At 61.5% G+C, this 22,084-nt stretch carries 14 protein-coding genes and 1 pseudogene; 10 read left to right on the top strand and 5 right to left on the bottom strand.

From position 1 onward, the window contains the following. Positions 1-109 precede the first annotated feature (109 nt). The 3 genes from CMV30_RS01215 (at position 110) to CMV30_RS01205 (ending at position 7,890) form a co-directional block, all read left to right on the top strand. Positions 110-3,331 (top strand): efflux RND transporter permease subunit, encoded by a 3,222-nt coding sequence (locus CMV30_RS01215; RefSeq protein WP_096054332.1) that lies wholly within the window; start codon positions 110-112, stop codon positions 3,329-3,331. Between the two features lie 21 nt (positions 3,332-3,352). Further along, entirely contained in the window at positions 3,353-4,762 is a 1,410-nt protein-coding gene (locus CMV30_RS01210) for a TolC family protein (protein ID WP_096054331.1), read from the top strand. Positions 4,763-4,905: 143 nt separating this feature from the next. Next, complete coding sequence (locus tag CMV30_RS01205) at positions 4,906-7,890, top strand: AsmA family protein (protein WP_096054330.1); 2,985 nt, start codon at positions 4,906-4,908, stop codon at positions 7,888-7,890. Between the two features lie 80 nt (positions 7,891-7,970). Here CMV30_RS01205 and rrtA read toward each other — a convergent pair whose 3' ends face one another. Next, on the bottom strand, positions 7,971-8,597 hold the full coding sequence (gene rrtA, locus CMV30_RS01200; RefSeq protein ID WP_096054329.1) for a rhombosortase: 627 nt from the start codon (positions 8,595-8,597) through the stop codon (positions 7,971-7,973). Between the two features lie 73 nt (positions 8,598-8,670). After that, positions 8,671-10,701 (bottom strand): VIT and vWA domain-containing protein, encoded by a 2,031-nt coding sequence (locus CMV30_RS01195; protein ID WP_096054328.1) that lies wholly within the window; start codon positions 10,699-10,701, stop codon positions 8,671-8,673. Positions 10,702-10,860: 159 nt separating this feature from the next. Here CMV30_RS01195 and CMV30_RS01190 point away from each other — a divergent pair, with 159 nt between their 5' ends. The 6 genes and pseudogenes from CMV30_RS01190 to CMV30_RS01165 all read left to right on the top strand — a co-directional run bounded on the left by CMV30_RS01190 (position 10,861) and on the right by CMV30_RS01165 (position 18,073). Further along, positions 10,861-12,399, top strand: a complete 1,539-nt coding sequence (locus CMV30_RS01190; protein WP_096054327.1) for a sigma-54-dependent transcriptional regulator — start codon at positions 10,861-10,863, stop codon at positions 12,397-12,399. Positions 12,400-12,478: 79 nt separating this feature from the next. After that, positions 12,479-13,801 (top strand): trigger factor, encoded by a 1,323-nt coding sequence (gene tig / locus CMV30_RS01185; protein WP_096054326.1) that lies wholly within the window; start codon positions 12,479-12,481, stop codon positions 13,799-13,801. A 2-nt stretch (positions 13,802-13,803) separates the two neighbouring features. Then, positions 13,804-14,442: pseudogene (locus tag CMV30_RS01180) on the top strand (ATP-dependent Clp protease proteolytic subunit); the annotation flags it as partial. Positions 14,443-14,624: 182 nt separating this feature from the next. Then, positions 14,625-15,920 (top strand): ATP-dependent Clp protease ATP-binding subunit ClpX, encoded by a 1,296-nt coding sequence (gene clpX / locus CMV30_RS01175; protein WP_096054324.1) that lies wholly within the window; start codon positions 14,625-14,627, stop codon positions 15,918-15,920. Positions 15,921-16,064: 144 nt separating this feature from the next. Continuing rightward, entirely contained in the window at positions 16,065-16,439 is a 375-nt protein-coding gene (locus CMV30_RS01170) for a BlaI/MecI/CopY family transcriptional regulator (protein ID WP_096054323.1), read from the top strand. Continuing rightward, entirely contained in the window at positions 16,436-18,073 is a 1,638-nt protein-coding gene (locus CMV30_RS01165) for a M56 family metallopeptidase (RefSeq protein ID WP_096054322.1), read from the top strand. The genes CMV30_RS01170 and CMV30_RS01165 overlap by 4 nt, the downstream gene beginning before the upstream one ends. 22 nt (positions 18,074-18,095) lie before the next feature. Here the strand turns inward: CMV30_RS01165 and CMV30_RS01160 are convergent, their stop codons facing one another. Beyond that, positions 18,096-19,163, bottom strand: coding sequence for a M42 family metallopeptidase (locus CMV30_RS01160; RefSeq protein ID WP_096054321.1), 1,068 nt, complete (start codon positions 19,161-19,163; stop codon positions 18,096-18,098). Between the two features lie 171 nt (positions 19,164-19,334). Between CMV30_RS01160 and hisA the strand changes: the two genes are divergently transcribed. Further along, positions 19,335-20,063, top strand: coding sequence for a 1-(5-phosphoribosyl)-5-[(5-phosphoribosylamino)methylideneamino]imidazole-4-carboxamide isomerase (gene hisA, locus CMV30_RS01155; protein ID WP_096054320.1), 729 nt, complete (start codon positions 19,335-19,337; stop codon positions 20,061-20,063). 24 nt (positions 20,064-20,087) lie between these two features. On the opposite strand, the gene CMV30_RS01150 is transcribed toward hisA, so the two are convergent. Together CMV30_RS01150 and CMV30_RS01145 are read right to left on the bottom strand one after the other, a co-directional pair. After that, positions 20,088-20,939 (bottom strand): anti-sigma factor, encoded by an 852-nt coding sequence (locus CMV30_RS01150; RefSeq protein WP_096054319.1) that lies wholly within the window; start codon positions 20,937-20,939, stop codon positions 20,088-20,090. Then, entirely contained in the window at positions 20,936-21,649 is a 714-nt protein-coding gene (locus tag CMV30_RS01145) for a sigma-70 family RNA polymerase sigma factor (RefSeq protein ID WP_096054318.1), read from the bottom strand. Before CMV30_RS01145 ends, CMV30_RS01150 begins: the two co-directional genes overlap by 4 nt. Positions 21,650-22,084 lie beyond the last annotated feature (435 nt).

Here is a 22,084-nt window from a genome sequence, read left to right as displayed (position 1 = left end):
TCTCCACTCACTCCCGCGGGCGGTCTGAGGCCGCCCGCCTCCCTCACTTCGCGCACTCATCCGCCGCGCCAACGCGGCCCAGTCTCTCGCTCCCCGCCAAGCTCCCGTCATGATTTCAAAAAGTTTCACGGACCTCTTCGTCCGCAAGCCCGTCATCGCGCTGGTCGTTAACATCGCCATCCTGATCGTCGGCGTCGTCGCGTACTTCCAGCTCAACACCCGCCAGTACCCGCGCAGCGACAGCGCGGTCGTCAAGGTCACCACCGTTTACTTCGGCGCCAGCGCCGAGACCGTCCGCGGTTACATCACCACCCAGCTTGAGCGTGTCATCGCCAGCGCCGACGGCATCGACTACATCGATTCCACCAGTTCGGCCGGCATGAGCACGATCAACGTGTACCTGCGCCTCAACTACGATACCAACGCCGCTCTCTCCCAGATCAGCGCCAAGATCGACCAGGTGCGCAGCGAACTCCCGCCCGAGGCCGAGGCCCCTTCCATCAACGTTGAGACCAGCGACAACCAGTTCGCCTCGATGTACCTGAGTTTCTACTCGGACACGATGGATCAAAACCAGATCACCGACTACCTGAACCGCATGGTCCAGCCGAGTCTCTCCTCGGTGAAAGGCGTTCAAAAAGCCGACGTCCTCGGTGGCCGCGTCTTCGCCATGCGCGTCTGGCTGAAGCCTGACGAACTCGCCGCCCGCAACCTCAGCCCCTCTGAAGTCCGCCAGGCCCTCCAGGCCAACAACGCCCTCGCCGCCGTCGGTTCCACCAAGGGCTCCATGATGAGCATGAGCCTCATCGCCAACACCGACCTCAAGAACGTCGATCAATTCAAGCAGCTCGTCGTCGCCGAGAAAAACGGCACCATCATCCGCCTCTCCGATGTCGCCGAGGTCGTCCTCGGTGCCGAGAGCTACGACGAAGAAGTCCGCTTCGGCGGCAAGACCGCCACATTCATGGGCGTCTGGGTTCTTCCAAATGAAAGTACGGTCGAAGTCATCAAGCGCGTCCGTGCCTCGATGCCTGAGATCCAGAGCGCGCTGCCTGCCGGTCTCAATGCTACCATCGCCTACGACGGCACCGCCTACATCGACGACGCGTTGAAAGAGATTCTCCGCACCCTGCTGGAGACGCTCCTCATCGTCATGGTAGTCATCTTTGCCTTCATGGGCTCGCTCCGCTCCGTGCTCATCCCGGTTGTTGCGATGCCGGTCTCTCTCGTCGGCGCGCTCATCCTGATGCTCGCGTTCGGCTTCACCATCAACCTCCTCACGCTCCTCGCGATCGTGCTCGCGGTCGGCATCGTGGTGGACGACGCCATCGTCGTCGTCGAAAACGTTGAGCGCCACATCCGAGAAGGCAAAACGCCCATCGACGCCGCCATTCTCGGTGCCCGCGAACTCGTCGGCCCCGTCATCTCCATGACGATCACCCTCGCCGCCGTGTACGCTCCCATCGCCTTCCAAGGCGGCCTCACCGGCGCGCTCTTCCGCGAATTCGCCATGACGCTTGCCGGTGCTGTCACCGTCTCCGGCTTCGTCGCCCTCACGCTCTCTCCGATGATGAGCGCCTACCTCCTCAAAGACGCCTCCCACGAAAACCAGGGCCTCAGCGGTGTGATCAACCGCACCTTTGATCGCGTTCGCAATGGGTATGAACGCGGGCTCGGCAGCCTGCTCGAGACCCGCAACGTCAACTGGTTTGGCGCCATCATTCTGGGTGTATTCCTGACCCCCTTCTACTGGCTCTTCTACATTTCGGATCGCGTTAACAAACGCCCCGCGAAGTGGGTTCCGGTGGTGACGGTGACGGCCATTCTGCTCGCGCTCCTCATCCTTCCTTTCGGTATGTTCGCTCAGCGCGAACTCGCCCCGATGGAAGACCAAGGCGTTGTCTTCGGCATTCTCCAGCCACCGCCTACCTCGACCATCGATCAAAGCGTGCTGTTCGCCGCTGAGGTTCAGAAAATTTTTGAGTCCGTCCCCGAGTACGAAAACTCCTTCCAGCTCACTTCGACCGCGTTCGGCTTCTCCGGCATCATCCTGAAGCCGTGGTCGCAACGCTCGCGCAGCTCCATCGAAATCCAGCAAGCCCTTCAAGGACCTGCTGCGACGATCCCCGGCATGAATGTAATTGTCACGACGCCCGAGCCACTCCCGGCCGGTGGCTCGATGCCGATCGAGTTCGTGCTGCGCTCCACCGCCGATCACCGCGAGATGTTGGAGTATGCGCAAAAACTCACGCTCTTCGCCAACACCGAGGCCAATGCTGGCGGCGGTATGCCCACCTTCTTCTTCGCGGACAGCGACCTCAAGTTCGACCTCCCGCAGGTCGAGATCGAGATCGATAAGGACAAGGTCGCCTCGATGGGCCTGAATTTGAGCGAAGTCGCTGCCGATCTCGGCTCGATGCTCGGCGGCGGTTACGTCAACCGCTTCGTCAACGACGGCCGCAGCTACCGCGTCATCCCGCAGGTCCAGCGCGGCCAGCGCCTCAACGCCGAGCAACTGCTCGACTACCACATCCGCGGTCCGCAAGGGCAGGTCATCCCGCTCTCCACCATCGCCACCCTCAAGCACACCGTGCAGCCGCGCTCGCTCAACCGCTTCCAGCAGCTCAACTCGGTCAAGATCACCGGCGTCGGTCCCAGCGTGGATACCGCGCTCAAGAAGCTCGAAGCTAAGGCCGCCGAGATCCTGCCCGCCGGCTACACCATCGATTACGGCGGCCAGTCGCGTCAGCTGCGCAACGAAGGCGCTGCGCTTTGGACGGCCTTCGTCCTCGCGCTCATCCTGATCTTCCTCGTGCTCTCCGCGCAGTTTAACAGCTTCCGCGATCCGTTCATCATCCTGCTCGGCTCCGTGCCGCTCGCGCTCGTTGGTGCGTTGCTCCCCGTTTTCCTTTGGAAGACCACGCTCAATATCTACTCCCAGATCGGCCTCATCACGCTCGTCGGCCTCATCGCCAAAAACGGCATCCTCATCGTGGAGTTCGCCAACAGTCTCCAGGAGCAAGGTGTCGCCAAGATGGAGGCCATCCGCCGCGCCGCCGCCACCCGTCTGCGTCCCGTGATGATGACCTCCGCTGCCACCGTATTCGGTCACTTGATGCTCATCTTCGTCACCGGTCCCGGTGCCGCCGCCCGTAACAGCATCGGCTGGGTTCTCGTCATCGGCATGGCGGTTGGCTCTGTCTTCACGCTCTACGTCGTCCCCGCCTTCTACGTGCTCATCGCCCGCGATCACTCGCTCGACCGCACCGCGCCCGCCGCTCAGCCCGCCGGCCTCCCGCTCGCTCCCGTCCCCGCCGCGGCCCATAAATAAAACTCAGAAAATACTCACCGCATGAACACCAAGTCCATGTTCCGCCACCGCCTCCTCCGCGCGGCCGCCATCTCCGCCACCGCCATGCTCGCCGCCTCTCCCGCACACGCGGCCGAGGCGCGCCGCCCGGTCGCCGTTGCGCCCGCCGCCGAGACGCCCGACATCCCCGCCACCCTCGACCTCCAGACCGCCATCACCTACGCGCTCGATAAAAGCTTCGCCATCCGCCAGGCCCGCGAACGCATTCGCGAACAGGAAGGCCTCATCGTCGAGATCAAGTCCCGCGCCTTGCCTAACGCCTCGCTCAACTCCGGCTACACCGTCACCGACCGCGAGCTCGGCAAAGACTCGCAGGCTCCCAATGCCGGCACCCGCGACTCCGAGTATTGGAGCATCGCTCTCGAAGTCCGCCAGACTCTCTACTCCGGCGGCGGCGTTCGCAACGCCCTCGACGCCCAGAAACTCGCTCGCGAGTCCGCGCTCCTCGAACTCGAAGGCGTCATCAACACCGCGCTCCTCGATGTCCGCACGCGTTTCTACAACGTCCTCTTCTCCCGCGAGCAGACCAAGGTGCAGGAAGAAAACGTGCGCCTTCTCCGCGAACAGCTCCAGACCGCGAAGAACCGCTTCGAAGCCGGCGCCTCGTCCAAATTCGAAGTGCTTCGCGCCGAAGTCGCCGTGGCCAACGCCCAGCCCAACCTCATCCGCGCTCGCAACGGTTACCGCATCGCCATCGACGAACTCCGCCAGGCCATCGGCTACTCCAATCCGCGCACCGAAAGCGTCCGCAAGCTCCCTGAATTTGTGGGCACGCTTGATTTCAAGCCGGTCAGCTACGACCTCCAGGACGTTCTGTCCCAGGCCCGCGCGAACCGTCCCGAACTCAAACGTCTCGAAAAACTTGAGCTCGCTCGCGAAGCCGGCGTGAAAGTCGCCCGCTCCGCCTATCAGCCCGACCTCGCCGTGGTCGGTGGTTATCAACTACGCAAAAATAACTTCTCGAACCGGTTCAATGAGTCCCTCGACGGCTGGTCCATCGGCCTCCAATCCAACTGGGCCATCTTCGACGGCCGCGCCACCGCCGGTCGCGTCGCTCAAGCCCGCTCGCAACTCAATCAGGCGAAGTTGCTCACCTCCGAAACCACGCTCGCCGTCGAAGTCGAAGTGCGTCGCGCGCACTCCTCGCTCCAGGAAGCTGCCGAACTCGCCGAGTCCGCGACCAAGGTCGTTGAACAGGCCGAGGAAGCTCTCCGCCTCGCCGATGCCCGCTACGCCGCCGGCACCGCCACCCAGCTCGACGTGCTCGAAGCCCGTGTCTCCCTGACCGATTCGCGCAACAACCAGCTCCAGGCCAACTACAGCCACAACGTCGCCGTCGCCGCCCTGCGCAAGTCCATCGGCGCCGCCGATCCCTTCGTGATTAAGCCCTGAGCGTTTCCCTCCTACTTCGAGGCGCGGCATAAAAGCCGCGCCTCTTTTATTTCCGGGCATGAGTTGCTACGTCCGCCGCGTTCAAAATTATTCTTCTGTAACACTATCGCTGACCCTGCGTCTAACCCGCACCTCCTTCACGCATGAAGCTCCTTCGCCCCCTGTTGATCGGCATCGGCATTCTCGCCTTCGTGCTCATAGTCGCGCTGGTCCTCGCTCTGCTCCCATCCGTCCAGACCTGGGCCGCCCGCCGCGTCATCGCCGGCGATCCGTCGCTCGGCGTCACCCAGCTCGGCCGCGTCTCTGTCGGCTTGAACCGCATCGAGGTGACCGACGTCGTCGTCAACCGCCCCGGACTCAATCTCACACTTCCGTCCGCCGTCATCGAGCTCCCGCTGCTCTCCGCCGCCCGCAGCGACATCCAGCTCAAAAACCTCGTCGCCAAAGGTTGGACACTCGACCTCACCGCCCCGGCATCTCCGTCCGCCTCGCCATCGCCATCCTCTTCCGCGCAGGAAAAACCCGCCGAGCCCTTCCGCTTTGAAGGCGTGTTCAAACTCCTCGAACTCCCCGTCGATCTCGCCGTCGGCTCCGCCGATCTCGACGGCACCGTGATCTTCCCCACCAAGACCGGCCAGCCCGCCGGCCGCGCCAAGTTCACCGTCTCTGGCGGACAACTCGCCGCCGGTCGTGAAGGCGTCTTCAAAATCACCAACGAAGCCACGCTCCCCGACGGCCTCGCCCCGGTCACCCGCCTGACCACGCAAAGCACGCTCGCGCTGCGCATGGACACGCCCCGCACCTTCACGCGCATCGCCGTCACCAACGAAGCCCACGTCACCGGTCCCGGCCTCCCGCAAGGCGCGCGCCTCCAGTCTGAAACCACACTCTCCCGCGAGTCCGGCCGCGAATCCTACGCCGTCCTTCTCAAAACCATCTCCGCAGGCTCCGAGAAAAAACTCGTCGCCCTCACCATCACCAACCCCGGCGAGGCAAAACCCTTCGCGGGCACCTGGACCTTCGATGTGAGCGACACCGATCTTTCTCCCTTCACCCTCGGCCACACGCTGCCCGCCTTCGCGCTCGGCGCCGGCGGAGATTTTCAGGCCGACCAGCGTTTTCAGGAAATCAAACTCTCCGGCAAAACCGATCTCTCCACCGAGAACCTCGATTCCGTTTACGCCGGCCTCTCCGCCCTCGGCCGCCTCCGTGTGCAATCCGACTTCGATCTGCTCTACCGCGCCGCCGGCATCCGCGTGAACCGTTTCGCCTTCGACCTCTCCGGCGCATCTCCCGTGCTCGCCGTCAAAGTCCTTCAAGCGATGGAAGTCGTCCCCGCCACCGGCGAAATCAAAGTCGCCGCCCCCGAAGCCGACCTCGTCCAAATCTCGCTCAAAGGCCTCCCGCTCGCTTGGGCCAAGCCCTTTGCCCCAGCCGATCTCGCCGTCACCGGTAACGACGTTCGCGGCGAACTCGTCGCCCGCGCCGACCAAGGCGGCTTCGCCGTCCGTACCGTTTCCCCTGTCCAGATCGACAAACTCACTGTCGTCCAGGCGGGCAAAGAACTCGTCCGCGCCCTTGATCTCTCCGTCGCCCTCGCCGGAAGCCACACGCCCGCCGGCTGGCAGGCCGACGTATCCGAAATCGCGGCACGCAGCGGCGGCGCCACCTTGCTCACGCTCGCCGTCAAAGCCGGCCAGCCTTCCGGCGCGAACCAGCCGATCAAAGCCACAGGCCGCCTCCGCGCCGACATTCCCGCGCTGCTCGCACAGCCCGCCGCGAAGGAATTCTCCGTACTCTCACGAGGCACTGCCGACTTCGAGTTCTCCGCCAGCGTCGCCGATGCGCTCCAGCAACTCTCGCTCAAACTCGGCGTGACCTCACTTCGCTCCAAGGACGGCAAAGACCTGCCCGCCGTCTCCAGCGATCTCCGCGCCGACGTCCACGCCGATGGACGCATCGAGCTGAATGTTCCGCTTGTCTTCGATCTCGCCGGCCGCAAATCCGACCTCGATCTCTCCGGCTCGCTCAAAACCTCCACCACCGGCCTCGCCCTCGACGCGCAGCTTCTCAGCCGCGAACTCTATGTCGAAGACCTCCAAACCTTCGCCGCACTCCAGCCCGCCAGCACCGCGCCCGTTCCGCAGCCGCAGACAAAACCATCGCCGACATCCACGCCGCCGACTGCGCCCGCTCCTGATCAGAAACCGATCTGGGACGGCATTACCGGCAACGTGAAGCTAGCACTCAAGAAAGTCGTCTACGCCGCGAATCAGCCGCCCGTCGAAGTCTCCACCTCGGTTAAAATCTCTCCCGACGTTCTCACCCTCGAATCGCTCAACGCTGTCTTCCCCGACGGTGCCGCCGCCAAAGTCGACGGCGTCATCAAATTCCAGCCCGGCGAAGCCGAGCCCTACGACGTCAGCACCAACGTCAGTGCAACGAACTTCGATCCACAGCCCTTCCTGAAAGCCGCCAATCCCGGCAAACCGCCTACCGTCGAAGGCAAATTCGATCTTATGGGCAAACTCTCCGGTCGCGCGACGTCCCTCGATAAACTCGCCGACACAGCCAATCTCGATGCGCAGCTTGTGAGTCGAGGCGGCCAGTTTAACGGCTTCGCGACATCCGCCCTGGCTGCGAATGCAGGCAAGGGACAGGAATTGATTTCCAAGGGGGGCGGACTTCTGAGCTTGGCGGGCAGCATGCTTGGGAAAAGCGAGCTGGCGCGCGCAGGCGAGAAAACCCGCGCCTATTCAGACACGATCAAGCGCCTGGTGAATTTTAACTTCGACCAGCTCAACATCGACATCGCCCACCGCGCCGGCGCAGCGACGACCGAGATCAAAAACTTCAGCATCCTCTCGCCCGACATGCGCCTGCTCGGCCTCGGCTCGATCGACAGCAAGTCCGGTCTTAAATCGATTCTTCAAAGCGCGATGAACCTCGATCTCCAAATGGCCGTGCGCGGCGCGCAAGCCGACGACCTCCGCATCCTCGATCTCCTGAGAAAAGAGGCCGACGAACTCGGCTACACCGCGCTCCTCGAACGGTTCTCCGTCAAAGGCACACCTTCTCAGCCAAACGCGATGGAGCTAATCCAGCAGATCATCGCTAAGATCCGGTAAGACTATCCATGTAGGCCAGCGTTCTCGCACGCGCTCCGGTCAAGCACAGCGCGCGTGCAAGCACGCTGGCCTACAGCACCTCAAAGTCCCGAGCCCAGCGGCGATTGGGTTTCCTCAGTGCGAGCAACTGCTGCTCGCCGGTTCTTCCATTCTTGCGCCGTGAGCACGCCGATCACCGCACCGAGCAAATGCGCGAGCGGCACCGGCTGAAACGCATCGCCCGTCTCAACGAACAACGTGCGCCCGCTGACGAGTTCATAAACGCACTTCGCGAGAAACCCGCTCAGCGCGAGCGCCCCGAGCCCGATCATGAGTTTGTCCTTCGAGCGCCGCCCCTCACGTACCAGATCCGTGGCGACAAACGCGAATAACGCCGAATCCAATCCAGATAGCCCGCGATAGAGCGTGAACTGCGGTTGGAGCCAGCTCACGCCGAACGAAATCACGACCGCGCTGATCGCCACGCAATAGATCCACGCCCGCCGCGAACGAAACTCCACCAGCGATCCAAACGCGACAAACGCGATCACATCCCACCGCAGATGATCCGCGCCGAAGTGAGTGAAATGCCCGGTGATCAACCGCCAGACTTCGCCCCGGCTGAACGCGCTCCGATCAAACTGCAGCGCCTCGGTCATTCCGGGGATCGCATGAGTAGCCACGGCTACAGCTCCAAAAAGCAAAGTAAGGAACGGAAATCGTTTCATCGAATGAAGGTGTTTGAGGAAACCGGGAGGCTGCTTGCGCAGCCGCCCGGTTGGACGGATTTCCCAACTGCACTCAGTCCTTTTTCTGACGCGAGCACCGGCTCATATGCTTGCGGGCGTAGAGCGCGGCGGCCGCGAGAAAGACGACGAGCATCACGGCGAGCGTGCCGCCATCGATGGCGCCGCCACCTCCGCCGCCACCGCGGCTGACGTGGGGAGCGGGCGCGGTGTACGTCGGCTGGTTCGCATCGACCTGATAGTTTTTCGGGGCCTGCTGGGCGCGGACGCTTTGCGCGGTGCGTTCGGTGGCGATGCGTTGCTGGTTGTTCCGCGCGATGCCGCGTTTGGCGAAGGTCTGGTCATCGAGGACGACCATCGAGGTGTGATCGGTGACGAGTTGGTAGGCGACGCCGAGATTCTGGATCGCGTCTTTCGATTCGCTGGGCGGGAGCTGGCCGGTGTTTTCCTTGAGTTCGATTTGCTCGATCTGGGCCATGGCCCAGAGGCGTTCGATCTCGGGATTGTCGGTGTCGGTCTCGGGGAAGTCGAAGGTCGTGGTGTAGGTTTTGTCTTCGCCGGTGAGCTTTGCCTTGAGCGCGACCGTCGCTTTGCCCGAGCCTTCGTAGCGGCCGAAAATCACGAGCTGCTGGCCGCGGTAGATTTTGTTCGGCATGTCGCCGGTCGTATCGAAAACGCGGGCACCGCTGAACTTGAACGAGGCGTCGTGCATCGACTCGAAGGTGATCTTCGATTTCGCGAGCAGGATCTGGCCGACGATGTCGTCGTCGTTGCTTACGCCGGCATAGAAACCGCCGGTGGCGTCGGCGATGACGCGCATGAGCGGCCAGTTGGCGCTGTTGCCCATGAGAAAGCCGAAGACGCGGACGTCGTATTGCTTGAGCAGTTTGTGGAAGGACGCGGAATCGACGATGCCCTGGTTGGTCACGCCATCGGTGACGAGCACGATGCTGGTGGCGCGGTCGGCATCGAGTTTCTCGGTGGCGGTTTTGAGGCCCGCGTAAACATCGGTGCCGCCGCTGGGCTGGAGGGATTTCACGAGGGCGATGGCGGACTGCACGTTCTCCGGCGTGGCAGGCGTCCAGTCGAGAACCTCGCGAGCTGAGTTGTTGAAGGTGACAATGCGGAAGCGGTCTTCGGGGCGCATCGTGCCGAGCGCCTGGCTGACGCCGTTGGCGAGCGTGTGGATTTTGCCCTGCATCGACCCGGAGACGTCGAGGACGTACACGTAGTCGGCGCCGGTGGTGATCGGCTTCAGGTCAACGCCGGGCGTGACGACCATCATGAAGGTACCGGGTTTGTCTTTGGATGCCCGATACGGAATAACTTCGACGCGGCCCGGGACGTTTTCGGCGAGGCGGTAGTAGAAGACGAAGTCGCGATCGAGTTTCGCGCCGGGGCGGTCGAGCGTGAGCTTGTAGTGACCCTCGGCGAGTTTCTGGGAGTTAGCCGCGCCTTCGAATCCGGGCACGCGCACATCGGAGACGGGCCAGGCGGATTTGAGTTCCACGTTGATCGAGAGCGCGCCTTCGACCTGGGAGTTCGTGGTCCAGAAACTTTTCGCGACATCGTCGGTGCCACCTTCTTCGAGTGGGTAAACGTAGCGGCCGACGCCGGTGTCGATTTCGAGTGGCTGGAAATAAACGAAGCGCAGTTTCACCTCGGAGTTGGCGCGCACGGGAGCGACGCGGAATTCGTAGGTGAGGAAGCTGTTCTTTTTGGCTATGCCGGCATCGTTGCCGGATTTCTTTTCCTCTTCGTAGATGGTCTCGGCGTCCTTCTTGGGAAGAACTTCGCCGTTCAGCGTTTTCTCGCCGGTCGTGATGGTGACTTCGGAGAGACTGGCGCTTTTCGGAACGGGGAAGGCGTAGATGGCTTCGAGGTCGGTACCGTTGGGGTTGAAGAACGTCTGGAGGACTTCGGTTTGGGCGAAGCCGTTGTTGATGGTGACGTTGACCTGATGGTCGCGGATCTTGATCGGCTGTTGGGCGGAGCCGGTGGGCGTGAGTGTGCCGCCGGCGAAAACTGAGACGGCGAGCAACGTCCAGACGACGACTGCGCTTAGGAGGATGGATTTTAGTTTCATGGGAATGACTGGTTGGGAAACCGAGCCGCTCCCTTTGCTGGAGGCGCGCCACGAAACGGTGGTTTTATGTAAGTAGCTGGTGAGCAGTTTTATGTATTTTCTCTGAAGGATTTGTTTACTTGTTCGATCTGACGTTTTGTGTCTATATGCTGACAAATTATGACGACATCGAGCAAAGCATGGTTTTCGACAGCGGATCGAAATTTCGCGAAAGCGATCGGTCGTGTGAATGCGGCGAATCCGTTTTTGCCGGAGCGCATCGCGGCGGAGCGGGAGGCGTTGGGCGCGGACTTCGTCGAGGCGGGCGCGGCGTGGAATACGCGGCCGCCGACGGCGGAGTCGCACGTTAATGTGAGCGCGATCACGGCGCGGTGCGGCGAGTTGATCGACCGGGCGGTGAAGGCGTCGGCGGGCGGCGCGAGGCCGACGCGTGAGGAGGCTGCGTTGTATGAGGAGATCGCGGGCTACTGGCTCTATCAGACGTATGCGGTGCGTTTTGACCGCGTGATTCTTACGGCGCTCGATGGGCGAGGGGAGGGCGGGCGTGTGGAGTTTTTCCCGGCGTTCAAGGCGGACGTGGAGAAGTGCTTTTCGGTGTTTGGAGCGGAGCGGATCGAAGGCGCGGAGCCGGCGCACTGGTTCGCGTGCGCGTTTCAGATCCGCCGGGCGTTTCATAATATCTTCCGCTCGCTGGTCGGCTCGTCGCCGTCGATGGCGCGGCTGCGGGCGGAGATCTGGCAGTCGATTTTCACGCACGATCTGCGGCGCTACCGGCGTGGGCTGTTTTCGCGACTTGGGGATTTCGCGACGTTGATCACGGGACCATCGGGCACGGGCAAGGAACTGGTGGCGCGGGCGCTGGCGCTATCGCGGTACATTCCGTACGAGCCGAAGCGCGGCGGGTTTGGGCGGGATTTTGCGCATGGTTTTTTCGCACTGAATCTGGCGGCGTTGTCGCCGACGCTGATCGAGTCGGAGCTGTTTGGTCATAAGCGCGGGGCGTTTACCGGAGCGCTGGCGGACCGGGCGGGCTGGATGGAGGAGTGTCCACCGACGGGCGCGGTGTTCCTCGATGAGATCGGCGAAACGGATACGGGAATTCAGGTGAAGTTGTTGCGCGTGTTGCAGGCGCGGACGTTTCAGCCGCTGGGCGGCACGGAGTCGCGGCGGTTTGAGGGGAAAGTGCTCGCGGCGACCAATCGCGATTTGCCGGGCGAGATTCGGGCGGGGAGGTTTCGCGAGGATTTTTATTATCGGCTTTGCTCGGACCAGATCGCGACGCCGGGACTGCGCGATCAGCTCGATGCGGCGCCGGGGGATTTGCCGACAATGGTCACGTACATCGCGAAGCGGCTGTTGGGTGGAGTGGAAGCGGAGGATTTCGCGGATGAGGCGGTGACGTGGATAGAGAAGAATCTTGGCGCGAGTTACGCGTGGCCGGGGAATTTCCGTGAGCTGGAGCAGTGCGTGCGCAACTTGATTCTGCGTGGCGAGTATCGGCCGGCGGGGCCGTTGGTGCGGAGGGTGGCGGATGATTGGAATGCGGTAATCGAGGGCGGGGCGCTGACGGCGGAGGAGTTGATGCGGCGTTACACGCGGATCGTTTTCGATCAGGCGGGGACGATTGAAGAGACGGCGCGGCGGCTCGATCTGGATCGGCGGACGGTGAAGGCGCGTTTACAGAGGCGCGACGACTGAATCAGGCATTGACCGGCCCGGGACGCGCTACCTAGCGTGACCGATTCTAACAGTGAAAAACCCGTCCGCATCTCCCATTGTGAACATCGAAATCAAAGACGTCTCCGAAACCCGCAAAAACCTGGTCGTTTCGCTCGATCAGGCCGAAGTCGCTGCCGAGCATCAGGCCACGATCGCCGAGTTCGGCCGTCAAGCCAGCCTCCCGGGCTTCCGTCCAGGCAAAGCGCCCGCCGCTTTGATCCTCAAGCGCTACGGCAAGGAGATCGCCGAAGAATTTAAGCAGAAGGTCGTCAACAAGGCGTACCGCGGTGGTGTTGAGCAATCGAAGCTCGATATTCTCGGCGTCACCAATGTGGACACCGGCACCATCGAGGCCAGCGCTGCTGCTCAGGTGACGTTCACCCTCGATGTCCGTCCTTCGTTCGTGCTTCCGGATTACAGCGATCTCGCGACCGAGATCGGCGCCAGCGAGCCGACCGATGCTGAAGTCGATGCAGTTGTTGAGCAGACCCGTGGCGAACGTGCAGACTTCAAAGTCGCCGAGCGCGCTGCGCAAAAGGGCGATTACGTGAAGCTCGCGTACGAAGGCAAAGTGGACGGCCAGCCGATCCTCGAGATCGCTGCCGAAAAACAGATTTACGGCAAAGTCCCGCAGACGTGGGAAGAAGTTGAAGGCGAAAACGAAGGGCTCATCCCCGGTCTCGGCAAGCAGCTCGCTGGCGTGAAGGCTGGCGACAAGAAGGACGTCACAATCACGTTCCCCGCTGAGTTCGCCGCTGTCCCTGCGCTCGCTGGCAAGACCGCCGTGTACGCCGTCGAGATCCAAGAGATCCGCGAACGCGTTCTCCCCGAGCTTAACGAAGAGTTCTTCAAAGCACAGCAGGTCGATAACCTCGAAGGCTTGAAGTCCAAGATCCGCACCAATCTCAAGGGCCGTAAGCAGTACGAAAACCGTCAGGCGCAGCGCCGTCAGGTGACGGAAGCGCTCAACGCGAAGGTCGATTTCCCAGTGCCAGAAAGCCTCGTCGAGACCGAGACGCAGAGCGTGCTCCGTAACTTTATCGAGGAAAACATGCGCCGCGGCGTGCCGCAGGAGCAATTCGAGAAGGACAAGAAGGAGCTTTTCGAAGGCGCCAAGAAGGCCGCCGCTGTTCGCGTGAAGACGCAGCTGATCCTCGCGAAGATCGCCGAGCAGGAAAAGATCAACGTCACCGAGCAGGACATCGACGCCTTCATCTACCGCGAGTCCATGATGAACAACACGAGCGCCGATAAACTGGTGAAGGATCTTACCAAGAATCGCGACCGTCTCCGCGCGGTGCAGCAGTCGATCATTTTCGACAAGGCCCTTGATTTGCTGGTCTCTAAAGCTAAGGTGTCGACCATCGAACCGAAGGCTTAAACGACAGCAAATTAAAGGAATCTGTGAGCTATTATCTACCTAGTGTTGTTGAAACGACCGGTCGCGGCGAAAAGATCCAATGGGATGTTTACAGCCGCCTTTTGAAGGACCGCATCATCTTCATCGGCTCTGAAATCGACGATCGCGTCGCCAACAACACTATCGCCCAACTCTTGTTCCTCCAGATGGAGGACCCCAAGAAGGACATCCAGCTCTACATCAACTCGCCTGGCGGTAGCGTCACGGCGGGCATGGCGATCTACGACACGTTGAACTTCCTTCAATGCGACGTGGTGACCTACTGCATCGGCATGGCAGCCAGCATGGCGACCGTGCTCCTGAGCGCAGGCACTAAGGGTAAACGTTACTCGCTGCCTAATAGCCGGGTGATGATTCACCAGCCTTCGGGTGGCGCAGGTGGCCAGACCTCAGACATCGCCATCGCAGCGAAGGAAATCCTCCGCTGGCGCAAGGTGCTCAACGAGATCCTCGCCAACCACACGGGGAAGACGGTTGAGCAGATCGCGAAGGACTCGGATCGCGATTACTACATGACTTCCCTTGAGGCGAAGGCCTACGGAATCGTTGATCACGTCTTCGAGTCGCCCAAGCAGGCAGGCCTCAAAGGCGCTGCTGCCTGAGTGATCAGATAAATTGACCAAGTTTTCGCAGGTCAGGCCAAAAGCCTGGCCTGCTTGCTTTTTAGGGTAGGGAGAAGGCCCCAGATGAGTGGGTGAAGCTTCAATGCTAAGCGCGTTGTGCCGTTACTGGCGGGTTAAAGTCTCACCTCGACAGTCCGGGGTTTCCAAACTCACTTAATTCCATGGCTAAATCGTCACGCATGACTCTCTGCTCTTTCTGCGGAAAGTCTCAGGCAGAGGTCAAAAAGATCATCGCCGGTCCCGGCGTGTACATCTGCGATTCCTGCGTTAACGTCTGCAAGACGATCATTGACCGTGAGGTGAAGCAGCCCGCCGTGGACAGCAAGCCGACCGTCCGCCTCATCAAACCTTCCGAGATCAAGCGCACACTCGACGATTTCGTCATCGGCCAGGATCACGCCAAGAAGGTCCTGTCGGTCGCGGTCTATAATCACTATAAACGCCTGATGTTCGATTCGGCGCAGTCGCCCAAAGACAGCGCGGCGCTTTCGCCGGAGTTCAACGACGTCGAAGTCGAGAAGAGCAACATCCTCCTGCTCGGTCCGACCGGTTCCGGCAAGACACTGCTCGCCCGCACGCTCGCGAAAATTTTGGACGTTCCTTTTGCCATCTCCGACGCCACCACGCTCACGGAAGCGGGTTATGTCGGCGAAGACGTGGAGAACGTAGTTCTTCGTCTCCTTCAATCGGCCAACTACGACGTGAAGAAGGCCGAGTGCGGCATCATCTACATCGACGAGATCGATAAGATCGGCCGCAAAACGGAAAACGTCTCCATCACGCGCGACGTTTCCGGTGAAGGCGTTCAGCAGGCGCTTCTCAAGATTCTCGAAGGAACGCTCTGCAACGTCCCACCGCAAGGCGGACGCAAGCACCCGAATCAGGAGTACGTGCAGGTTAATACGGCCAACATCCTGTTTATCTGTGGCGGCGCGTTCGTCGGGCTCGATCAGATCGTACAGCGTCGTCAGGGCCAGCGTAGCGTGGGTTACTCGGCGATCAAATCGCAGCAGGAAATCGCGATCAGTCCCGAGCTGATGATGAAGTCGCTCGCGCCGGAAGATCTCATCCGCTTCGGCATGATCCCCGAGTTCATCGGACGTCTGCCGGTGGTGTCGGTCCTCGATCAGCTCCAGGTTGCCGACCTTGAAAAGATTTTGCTCCGCACGAAGAATGCGATCGTGAAGCAGTACGCGAAGCTCTTCGCGATGGACGGCGTGCGCCTACGCTTCACGTCTGACGCGATCAAGGCGATCGCGCTCAAAGCCATCGAACTGAAGACCGGCGCGCGCGCTCTCCGCTCGATCATCGAAGGCCTGATGCTCGAAGCGATGTACGAGCTGCCACAGCGTGACGACGTCAGCGAAGTCATCATCGATTCGGCTGTGGTCGCCGGAAAGCGGAAGCCGACGCTGAAGCGAATTCCCAAGGGCGAGAGCACGCAGGACGCGGCTTAAGTCGCATAGAGCGTTTCCCCAGCTCTAGCCTGATCTTCCGATCAGGCTTTTTTGTTTTCGGTCCCGGACTACTGCTGGTGAAAGCAGATTCTCGCTTGACGTCCTACGTTTGTAGGAATCGTTTTTCCTACAAACGTAGGATTTATGCCTCCAAAAATTTCCAGTGCTGAGTGGGAAGTCATGAATGTGGTCTGGGATCGGCATCCTATCACGGCGCTCGAAGTGTTTTCGGCGCTGCCGAATGACAAGGAGTGGGCGCAGAAAACGGTGAACACGTTTCTCACCCGGCTTGTGGATAAAGGCGTTCTGGGAACGACCAAGGAAGGAAAAGCCAATGTGTATAGTCCGTTAATGGCCCGTGAGGAATGCGTGCAGGTGGAAAGCGCGTCATTTCTCCAACGGGTTTTTCAAGGCGCGGCGGGCTCACTCGTCCTGCATTTTTGTGAGAACTCCAATCTCACTGCGGAGGAAATCACGGAACTGGAGCGGCTGCTTAAATCGAAGAAAGGAAAGAAATGAACGCATGGGAATGGGCTCGGGAGGTTTTCGAAACGTCGTTGCGGGCGAGCTGGTTGATTCTTGCGCTCGTCTTGTTGCGGCCGGTTTTGCGGCGTTGGGTGCCGGCGCAGTTTGTTTTTCTCGGCTGGTTGGTCGTGGCGGTTCATCTGCTCGTGCCGGTGGGCATTCCGACGCAGTGGAGCCTTCCGCATTTTGCGCAGCCGATTCCGTTGATGGGTGAGACGCTGAAGACGTTGCCAACCACGTCAGCTCAAGGCTCGGAGAACGCGGGAGTTGGTGCGGGCGTAGCTGCTCGTCAGGCTTCCGTGACTTCAGGTGATAAACCTGCGGCTGCGACATTTTCAGTGAAGCATTGGCTGGTGATTGGGTGGGCGGCGGGCGTGGCGGCTCTTGTGATGATGCGCGTGATTGCATCGGCGCTCTTCGCGCGGACTTTGCGGCGTGGACGAGTGGCGTGCGATGACCGGCTGCGTGCGGAAGTTTTGGCAGGCTCACGGTTGCTGGGCTTGGAGCGCGTTCCGGAGGTTGTCGTTAGCAAGGCGGTGGAGGCTCCGGCGATTTTTGGGCTCTGGCGTCCGACGATCCTTTTTCCCGCGGGCTTTGCGGAGAAATTTTCCGAGATGGAGCTCAGGCTCATGATTTTGCATGAGCTCGGTCATTGGCGGCGGCGTGACATCGCGGCGAACGCGTTGCTTCAGGCCGCCCGGATTTTGCACTGGTTCAATCCGCTCGTCTGGGTCGCGACGCGACTGGCGCGGCAGGATTGCGAGCTGGCTTGCGACGAATTTGTCATGCGGCGCGCGTCTTCTGCAGAGACGCGCACGTACGGTGCCACCCTCCTGAAGGTCCTGGGAGTGGTGCGCGGACAGAACCGATCCCCGCAGGTGCTGGGGATTCTCGAAAACAAACAACAACTCAAAAGGAGAATTCAGATGATCATGAATTATCGGACCTCGACCGTCGGTCGTGTGGTGGCAGGTGTCGTGTTGCTGGCTGCACTGACGTTTGTGGCGGCGACGCGTGAAGCGCGGGCGGAGACTGCTGAAATGAATAAAGAACCCGAAAATGTAACTAAAATGACTAACACGCCTCCACCTGGCTGGTATACCAATGGCGATGCGAAGTCCTCATTTGCCGTCGGTTTAGATCCGACGCAGCCGCATGTGAAACCAGTGAGCGCTTACATCAAGTCGATCGAGCCGGTGGTAAACGGGTTTGGTGGAATGATGCAGTCGTTCTCGGCCGAAAACTACCGAGGCAAGCGCGTGCGATTTAGTGCGTGGGTGAAAAGTGCAGACGTGAACGAAACGGCGAATGTCTGGATGCGGATCGATGGGCCGGGAAAAGCGGAGGACCGCACGCTTCAGTTCGACAACATGAAGGACCGGGCGGTCAGGGGGACGACTGCTTGGGAAAAGCACTCAGTGGTTTTGGACGTTCCCCTGGAAGCCGAGGGCATCTTCATGGGCTTCTTCATCAGTGGAACCGGACATGCCTGGTTTAATGATGTCCAATTCGAAGTTGTTGGGGCGGATGTTGCTTCCACGAACATATGGCGCGCCGCTTCCAAAAGCGTGGTGCTGAAGTCGAAGGCTCCGCGCAATTTGGATTTTGGCGGAGGTGCCGAAAAGTAAGCGCGCGAATTCCGAAGGGCGGTTACCAGTGGTGGTAGTCGCCTTCTTCGAGGGAGAGGGCGAAGGCGACGAGGAGTTGGACGCAGTTTTCCACATCTTGCAGGTCCACGAGTTCGCTCGGGGTGTGCATGTAGCGGAGGGGAATGGAAATCAGTCCCGTCGCCACGCCGGCGCGGCCGACCTGGATGGCGCGGGCGTCGGTGCCGGTGGGACGCGGGTCGGCTTCGATCTGGTAGGGGATTTTCAACTTCTTCGCGCACTTTTCCAGGCGCTCGAAAACCTTGGGGTTGATGTTGGCACCACGGCAGAGGATGGGGCCGCCGCCGAGTTTGGTTTCGCCGTACTTGCGGTTGTCGCAGTCGGGATGGTCGGTCGCGTGGCCGACGTCAACGGCGATGGCGATGTGCGGGTTGACGGCGTAAGCGGCGGTAGTGGCTCCGCGGACACCGATCTCTTCCTGGGCGGTGGCGACGGCGACGACTTTGGCGGCGATTTTTTTCTTTTCCTTGGAGAGACGGATGAGGGTTTCGCCGACGGCGTAGGCGCCTACTTTGTTGTCGAAGGCGCGGGCGGCGCCGATGGTGCCGTGGATGAGTTCGAAGCCGTGGTCGTAGGTGGCGGTGTCGCCGATGGAGACGCGGGCGAGGGCTTCTTTTTTCGAGCGGGCGCCGATATCGATCCAGATCTCGTGAATCTCGGGGGCCTTCTTGCGGTCGGCCTCTTCCATGAGGTGGATGGCGCGTTTGCCGGTGACGCCTTTGACCGGACCGTTGGCGGTTTGAATGATAACGCGGCGGCCGGAGATCATGACGCGGTCGTGGCCGCCGATGGTGTCGAAGTAGAGGAAGCCGTCTTTGTTGGCGTAGGTGATGATGAGACCGAGTTCGTCCATGTGGCCGGCGAACATGAGGACGGGATCGCCGGATGGGTTGAGCGTCGCGAGGCGGTTGCCCATGGCGTCTTTGGCGTAGGCGTCGGCGGCGGGCTTCACGTGGTCGTCGAAGACTTTCTGGGCCTGGAATTCGTAGCCGGAGGGCGAGCGGGCGGCGAGGAGGTCGGTGAGGAAGGCGGGGGGCTGAAATTTGGACATGCGTGGGAGGGTTGGTGAATGTGGGAGGGCGGCAATTTTTTTAACCGCGGATGGGGAGTCGGCATTTGGACAGGATTAAGAGGATTAACGGGATTGGGGGGAGGAGGTGCAGGCGTTGGAGATTTTTCTTTGCGTCTGGTGGGGCGGGTGTGAGTTTCTGGGACTTTATTTATGACGATTTATCCAGCCATCGACATCAAGGGAGGGCGTTGCGTGCGCCTCACGCAGGGACGCGCCGATCAAGAGACGGTGTATTCGGAAAATCCGGCTGAGGTGGCGGCACAGTTCAAGAAGGCGGGGGCGGGCTGGGTGCATGTGGTCGATCTGGACGGCGCCTTTTCGGGTGAGTCGCAGAACTTGTCGGTGGTGCGTTCGATAGCGTCGCTTGGGATGAAGGTGCAGCTGGGCGGCGGGATGCGTTCGCGGCTGGCGGTGGAGCGGGCGCTGGGGCTCGGTGTGACGCGGGTCGTGATCGGCACGCGCGCGGCGGAGAGCGAAGAGTTTGTTGCGGAGCTGGTGAAGGCGTTCGGTGAAAAGATCGCGGTTGGTATCGACGCGAATAATGGGCAGGTCGCGGTCAAGGGCTGGGTCGATACGACCGGCACGAGCGCGCTAGGACTGGCGCAGCGGATGGATGCGATCGGCGTGCGGACGCTGATCTACACGGATATCGGGACGGACGGGATGCTGACCGGGCCGAATCTGGCGGCGCAGGAAGCGATGTTGAAAAACGTGAAATGCGGTGTGATCGCGTCGGGTGGTGTGTCGCAGCAGAGCGATGTCGGTGCGCTGGGCGGGCTGGCGAAGCGTTATGCGAATCTCGATGGTGTGATCATCGGCAAGGCGATCTACGAGAAGCGGGTAGATCTCGCGACGGCGTTGAAGGATGCAGCCAGCTGATTTTCTGGCGAGTCGGCGCGCTTTTTAGAGCGTGCCGGCAGCGACGAGAGGGCCTTCAGCTTTGGAGACGCCGCCTTTGCGTTCGCGGCTGATGGCGAAGGTGGTCGCGGCGGTGACGGATTGGTCGGGGCGGAAGTCGAGGCGGGCGACGCCGTTGGCATCGACGGTGAAGACGCCACCGTTGACGGGATCTTTATAGGCGGGGTCGATGACCCAGAGCTGGTAATCCTGGTCGCGCTGGAGGACCGGGAGTTTTTCCACGGTGAGGACGCCGGACTGGCTGAGGGGATTCCAGACGGCGATGGCGACGGCTTGGGGGGAGTTGCCGAGGAGATCGGCGAGTTTGGCGATCTTGAGGTTGGCGACGTCGCCGGATTTTTGGAGCTGGGCGATGTAGCCGGAGTTCAGGATGCGCTCGGCTTCAAGGCGCTGGGTGAGGCTTTGGGCTTCGAGGCGGGTGAACTCGGCGTCGTTGGAGACGAGGGCGAGCTGGGTGCGGGCGGCGAAGTAGTTGGCGCCAAAATACGCGGTCGCGAGGGCGAAGCAGGCGGCGGCGGCCCAGCCGGTCCAGAGGATGGGGCGGAAGGGGAGGATTTCGGCGGGGGGCGGGGCGGAGTGAAGAGTTGAGGGTTGAGAGTTGAGAGTTGGAGATGACTGCGCGGCGATGGTGGCGAGGATGCGGGCGCGGAGGGCAGGCGAAGGCGCGGGCTCGGGCGCGGTGTGGGCGAGTCCGGCGGCGGTGCGGCGGAAGTCGTCAACGAGGGCGCGGAGAGCGGAATTTTTGGCGAGTTCGGTTTCGAACGCGGTGAGTTCCGGGCCTTCGAGGAGGTCGAAGGCGTAGAGGGAGGCGAGTTCTTCGTGGTGCTCCGCGATCATAGGCGGTCGGCGAGCAGGTCGCGAAGTTTGAGGAGGCCGCGGCGGATGCGGGCTTTGACGGTGCCGAGTGGCTCGTGGAGGCGGGCGGCGATTTCCTGCTGGGTAAGGCCCGAGAAGAAGGCGAGTTCGAGGGCGGTGCGTTGTTCGGCGGAGAGTTGAGTGACGGCCTGACGGACGGTGGTGGCGCGTTCTTTGAAGGAAAGATCGAGGGAGGAACTTTCGGCGGTGGATGCGGTTTCGTCGTAGCCGAGGTCAGCGGGGGCGGAGGTATCCAGGATTTCGCCACGGCGGCGGCGGGTGCGGAGGCGGTCGATGGCACGGTTGCGGGTAAGGGCGATGGCCCAGCCGAGGGCGGAGCAGCGGGCCGCTTCGAAGGTGGCGGCTTTTTGCCAGAGCGAGATGAAGATGTCGTGGACGACGTCCTCGGCTTCTGCGCGGTCGTGAAGGATGCGGAGGGCGACGGCGAAGAGGGGGCGGGAGAAGCGGTCGTAGAGGCGGGCGAGGGCGTCTTTGTTACCCGAGGCGATTTCGCGGAGGAGGGCGGCGTCGGCGGCGTTTTGCGCGTGGACGTCGGTCGGGGGCGTGGGCTCGGCGGCGGCGGGGCTCATGCGGCGGAGAGGGGCCGGTGCGGGTGCGTGCCAGCGGCGAGCGTTGCGCGGTGTGAGCGCGAAGGCATCGAGCGGATGCGGGCAGGTTGAGACGCAGGGCATTTCATATCAGTACGCGCGCGAGGGCGGGGCGGATGCGAAGGGGTTAGCGGGGGCGGGGCAAATCTTAAAGGCGGCGGATTTGGAGATGCGGGAGGGCGAACGCTGTAGATGGCGGAAAGGCGAGGAGGTGCGTGGGTTTTAGGGGGAATTTAGAGCAGCCAGCGTCCCAGGAGGCCGAGGGCGAGGAGGAGGGCGATGATGGCGAGGGCGCGTTTTTCGCCGGCGGTGAGTTGGAAAAGCATGGGGAAAAGTGAAGAGTGAAGGGGGGAAGAGTGAAATCCGGAAAAGGGGAATGAATCTGGAACTCGGGAACGGCTGGGACGGAGGCGGGGGCCGGAATTTTTAACCACTGATGGGCACTGAGGGACACTGATGCGGAAGGGAGAGGGGAATCTCGGAGTAAGGCCGCAGAACAAGGCAGGAGGAGTTTGGAGA

The organism is Nibricoccus aquaticus (assembly GCF_002310495.1).
Classification (GTDB): Bacteria; Verrucomicrobiota; Verrucomicrobiia; order Opitutales; family Opitutaceae; genus Nibricoccus; species Nibricoccus aquaticus.
The sequence above is the reverse complement of the archived record's forward strand: the minus strand, read 5'-3'. Positions and strand labels throughout refer to the sequence as shown.

Bases quoted from the DNA above. Each gene is read 5' to 3' on its own strand.
- CMV30_RS01215 (WP_096054332.1), top strand. From the start codon at position 110: ATGATTTCAAAAAGTTTCACGGACCTCTTCGTCCGCAAGCCCGTCATC.
- CMV30_RS01210 (WP_096054331.1), top strand. From the start codon at position 3,353: ATGAACACCAAGTCCATGTTCCGCCACCGCCTCCTCCGCGCGGCCGCC.
- CMV30_RS01205 (WP_096054330.1), top strand. From the start codon at position 4,906: ATGAAGCTCCTTCGCCCCCTGTTGATCGGCATCGGCATTCTCGCCTTC.
- rrtA (WP_096054329.1), bottom strand. From the start codon at position 8,597: ATGAAACGATTTCCGTTCCTTACTTTGCTTTTTGGAGCTGTAGCCGTG.
- CMV30_RS01195 (WP_096054328.1), bottom strand. From the start codon at position 10,701: ATGAAACTAAAATCCATCCTCCTAAGCGCAGTCGTCGTCTGGACGTTG.
- CMV30_RS01190 (WP_096054327.1), top strand. From the start codon at position 10,861: ATGACGACATCGAGCAAAGCATGGTTTTCGACAGCGGATCGAAATTTC.
- clpX (WP_096054324.1), top strand. From the start codon at position 14,625: ATGGCTAAATCGTCACGCATGACTCTCTGCTCTTTCTGCGGAAAGTCT.
- CMV30_RS01170 (WP_096054323.1), top strand. From the start codon at position 16,065: ATGCCTCCAAAAATTTCCAGTGCTGAGTGGGAAGTCATGAATGTGGTC.
- CMV30_RS01165 (WP_096054322.1), top strand. From the start codon at position 16,436: ATGAACGCATGGGAATGGGCTCGGGAGGTTTTCGAAACGTCGTTGCGG.
- CMV30_RS01160 (WP_096054321.1), bottom strand. From the start codon at position 19,163: ATGTCCAAATTTCAGCCCCCCGCCTTCCTCACCGACCTCCTCGCCGCC.
- hisA (WP_096054320.1), top strand. From the start codon at position 19,335: ATGACGATTTATCCAGCCATCGACATCAAGGGAGGGCGTTGCGTGCGC.
- CMV30_RS01150 (WP_096054319.1), bottom strand. From the start codon at position 20,939: ATGATCGCGGAGCACCACGAAGAACTCGCCTCCCTCTACGCCTTCGAC.
- CMV30_RS01145 (WP_096054318.1), bottom strand. From the start codon at position 21,649: ATGCCCTGCGTCTCAACCTGCCCGCATCCGCTCGATGCCTTCGCGCTC.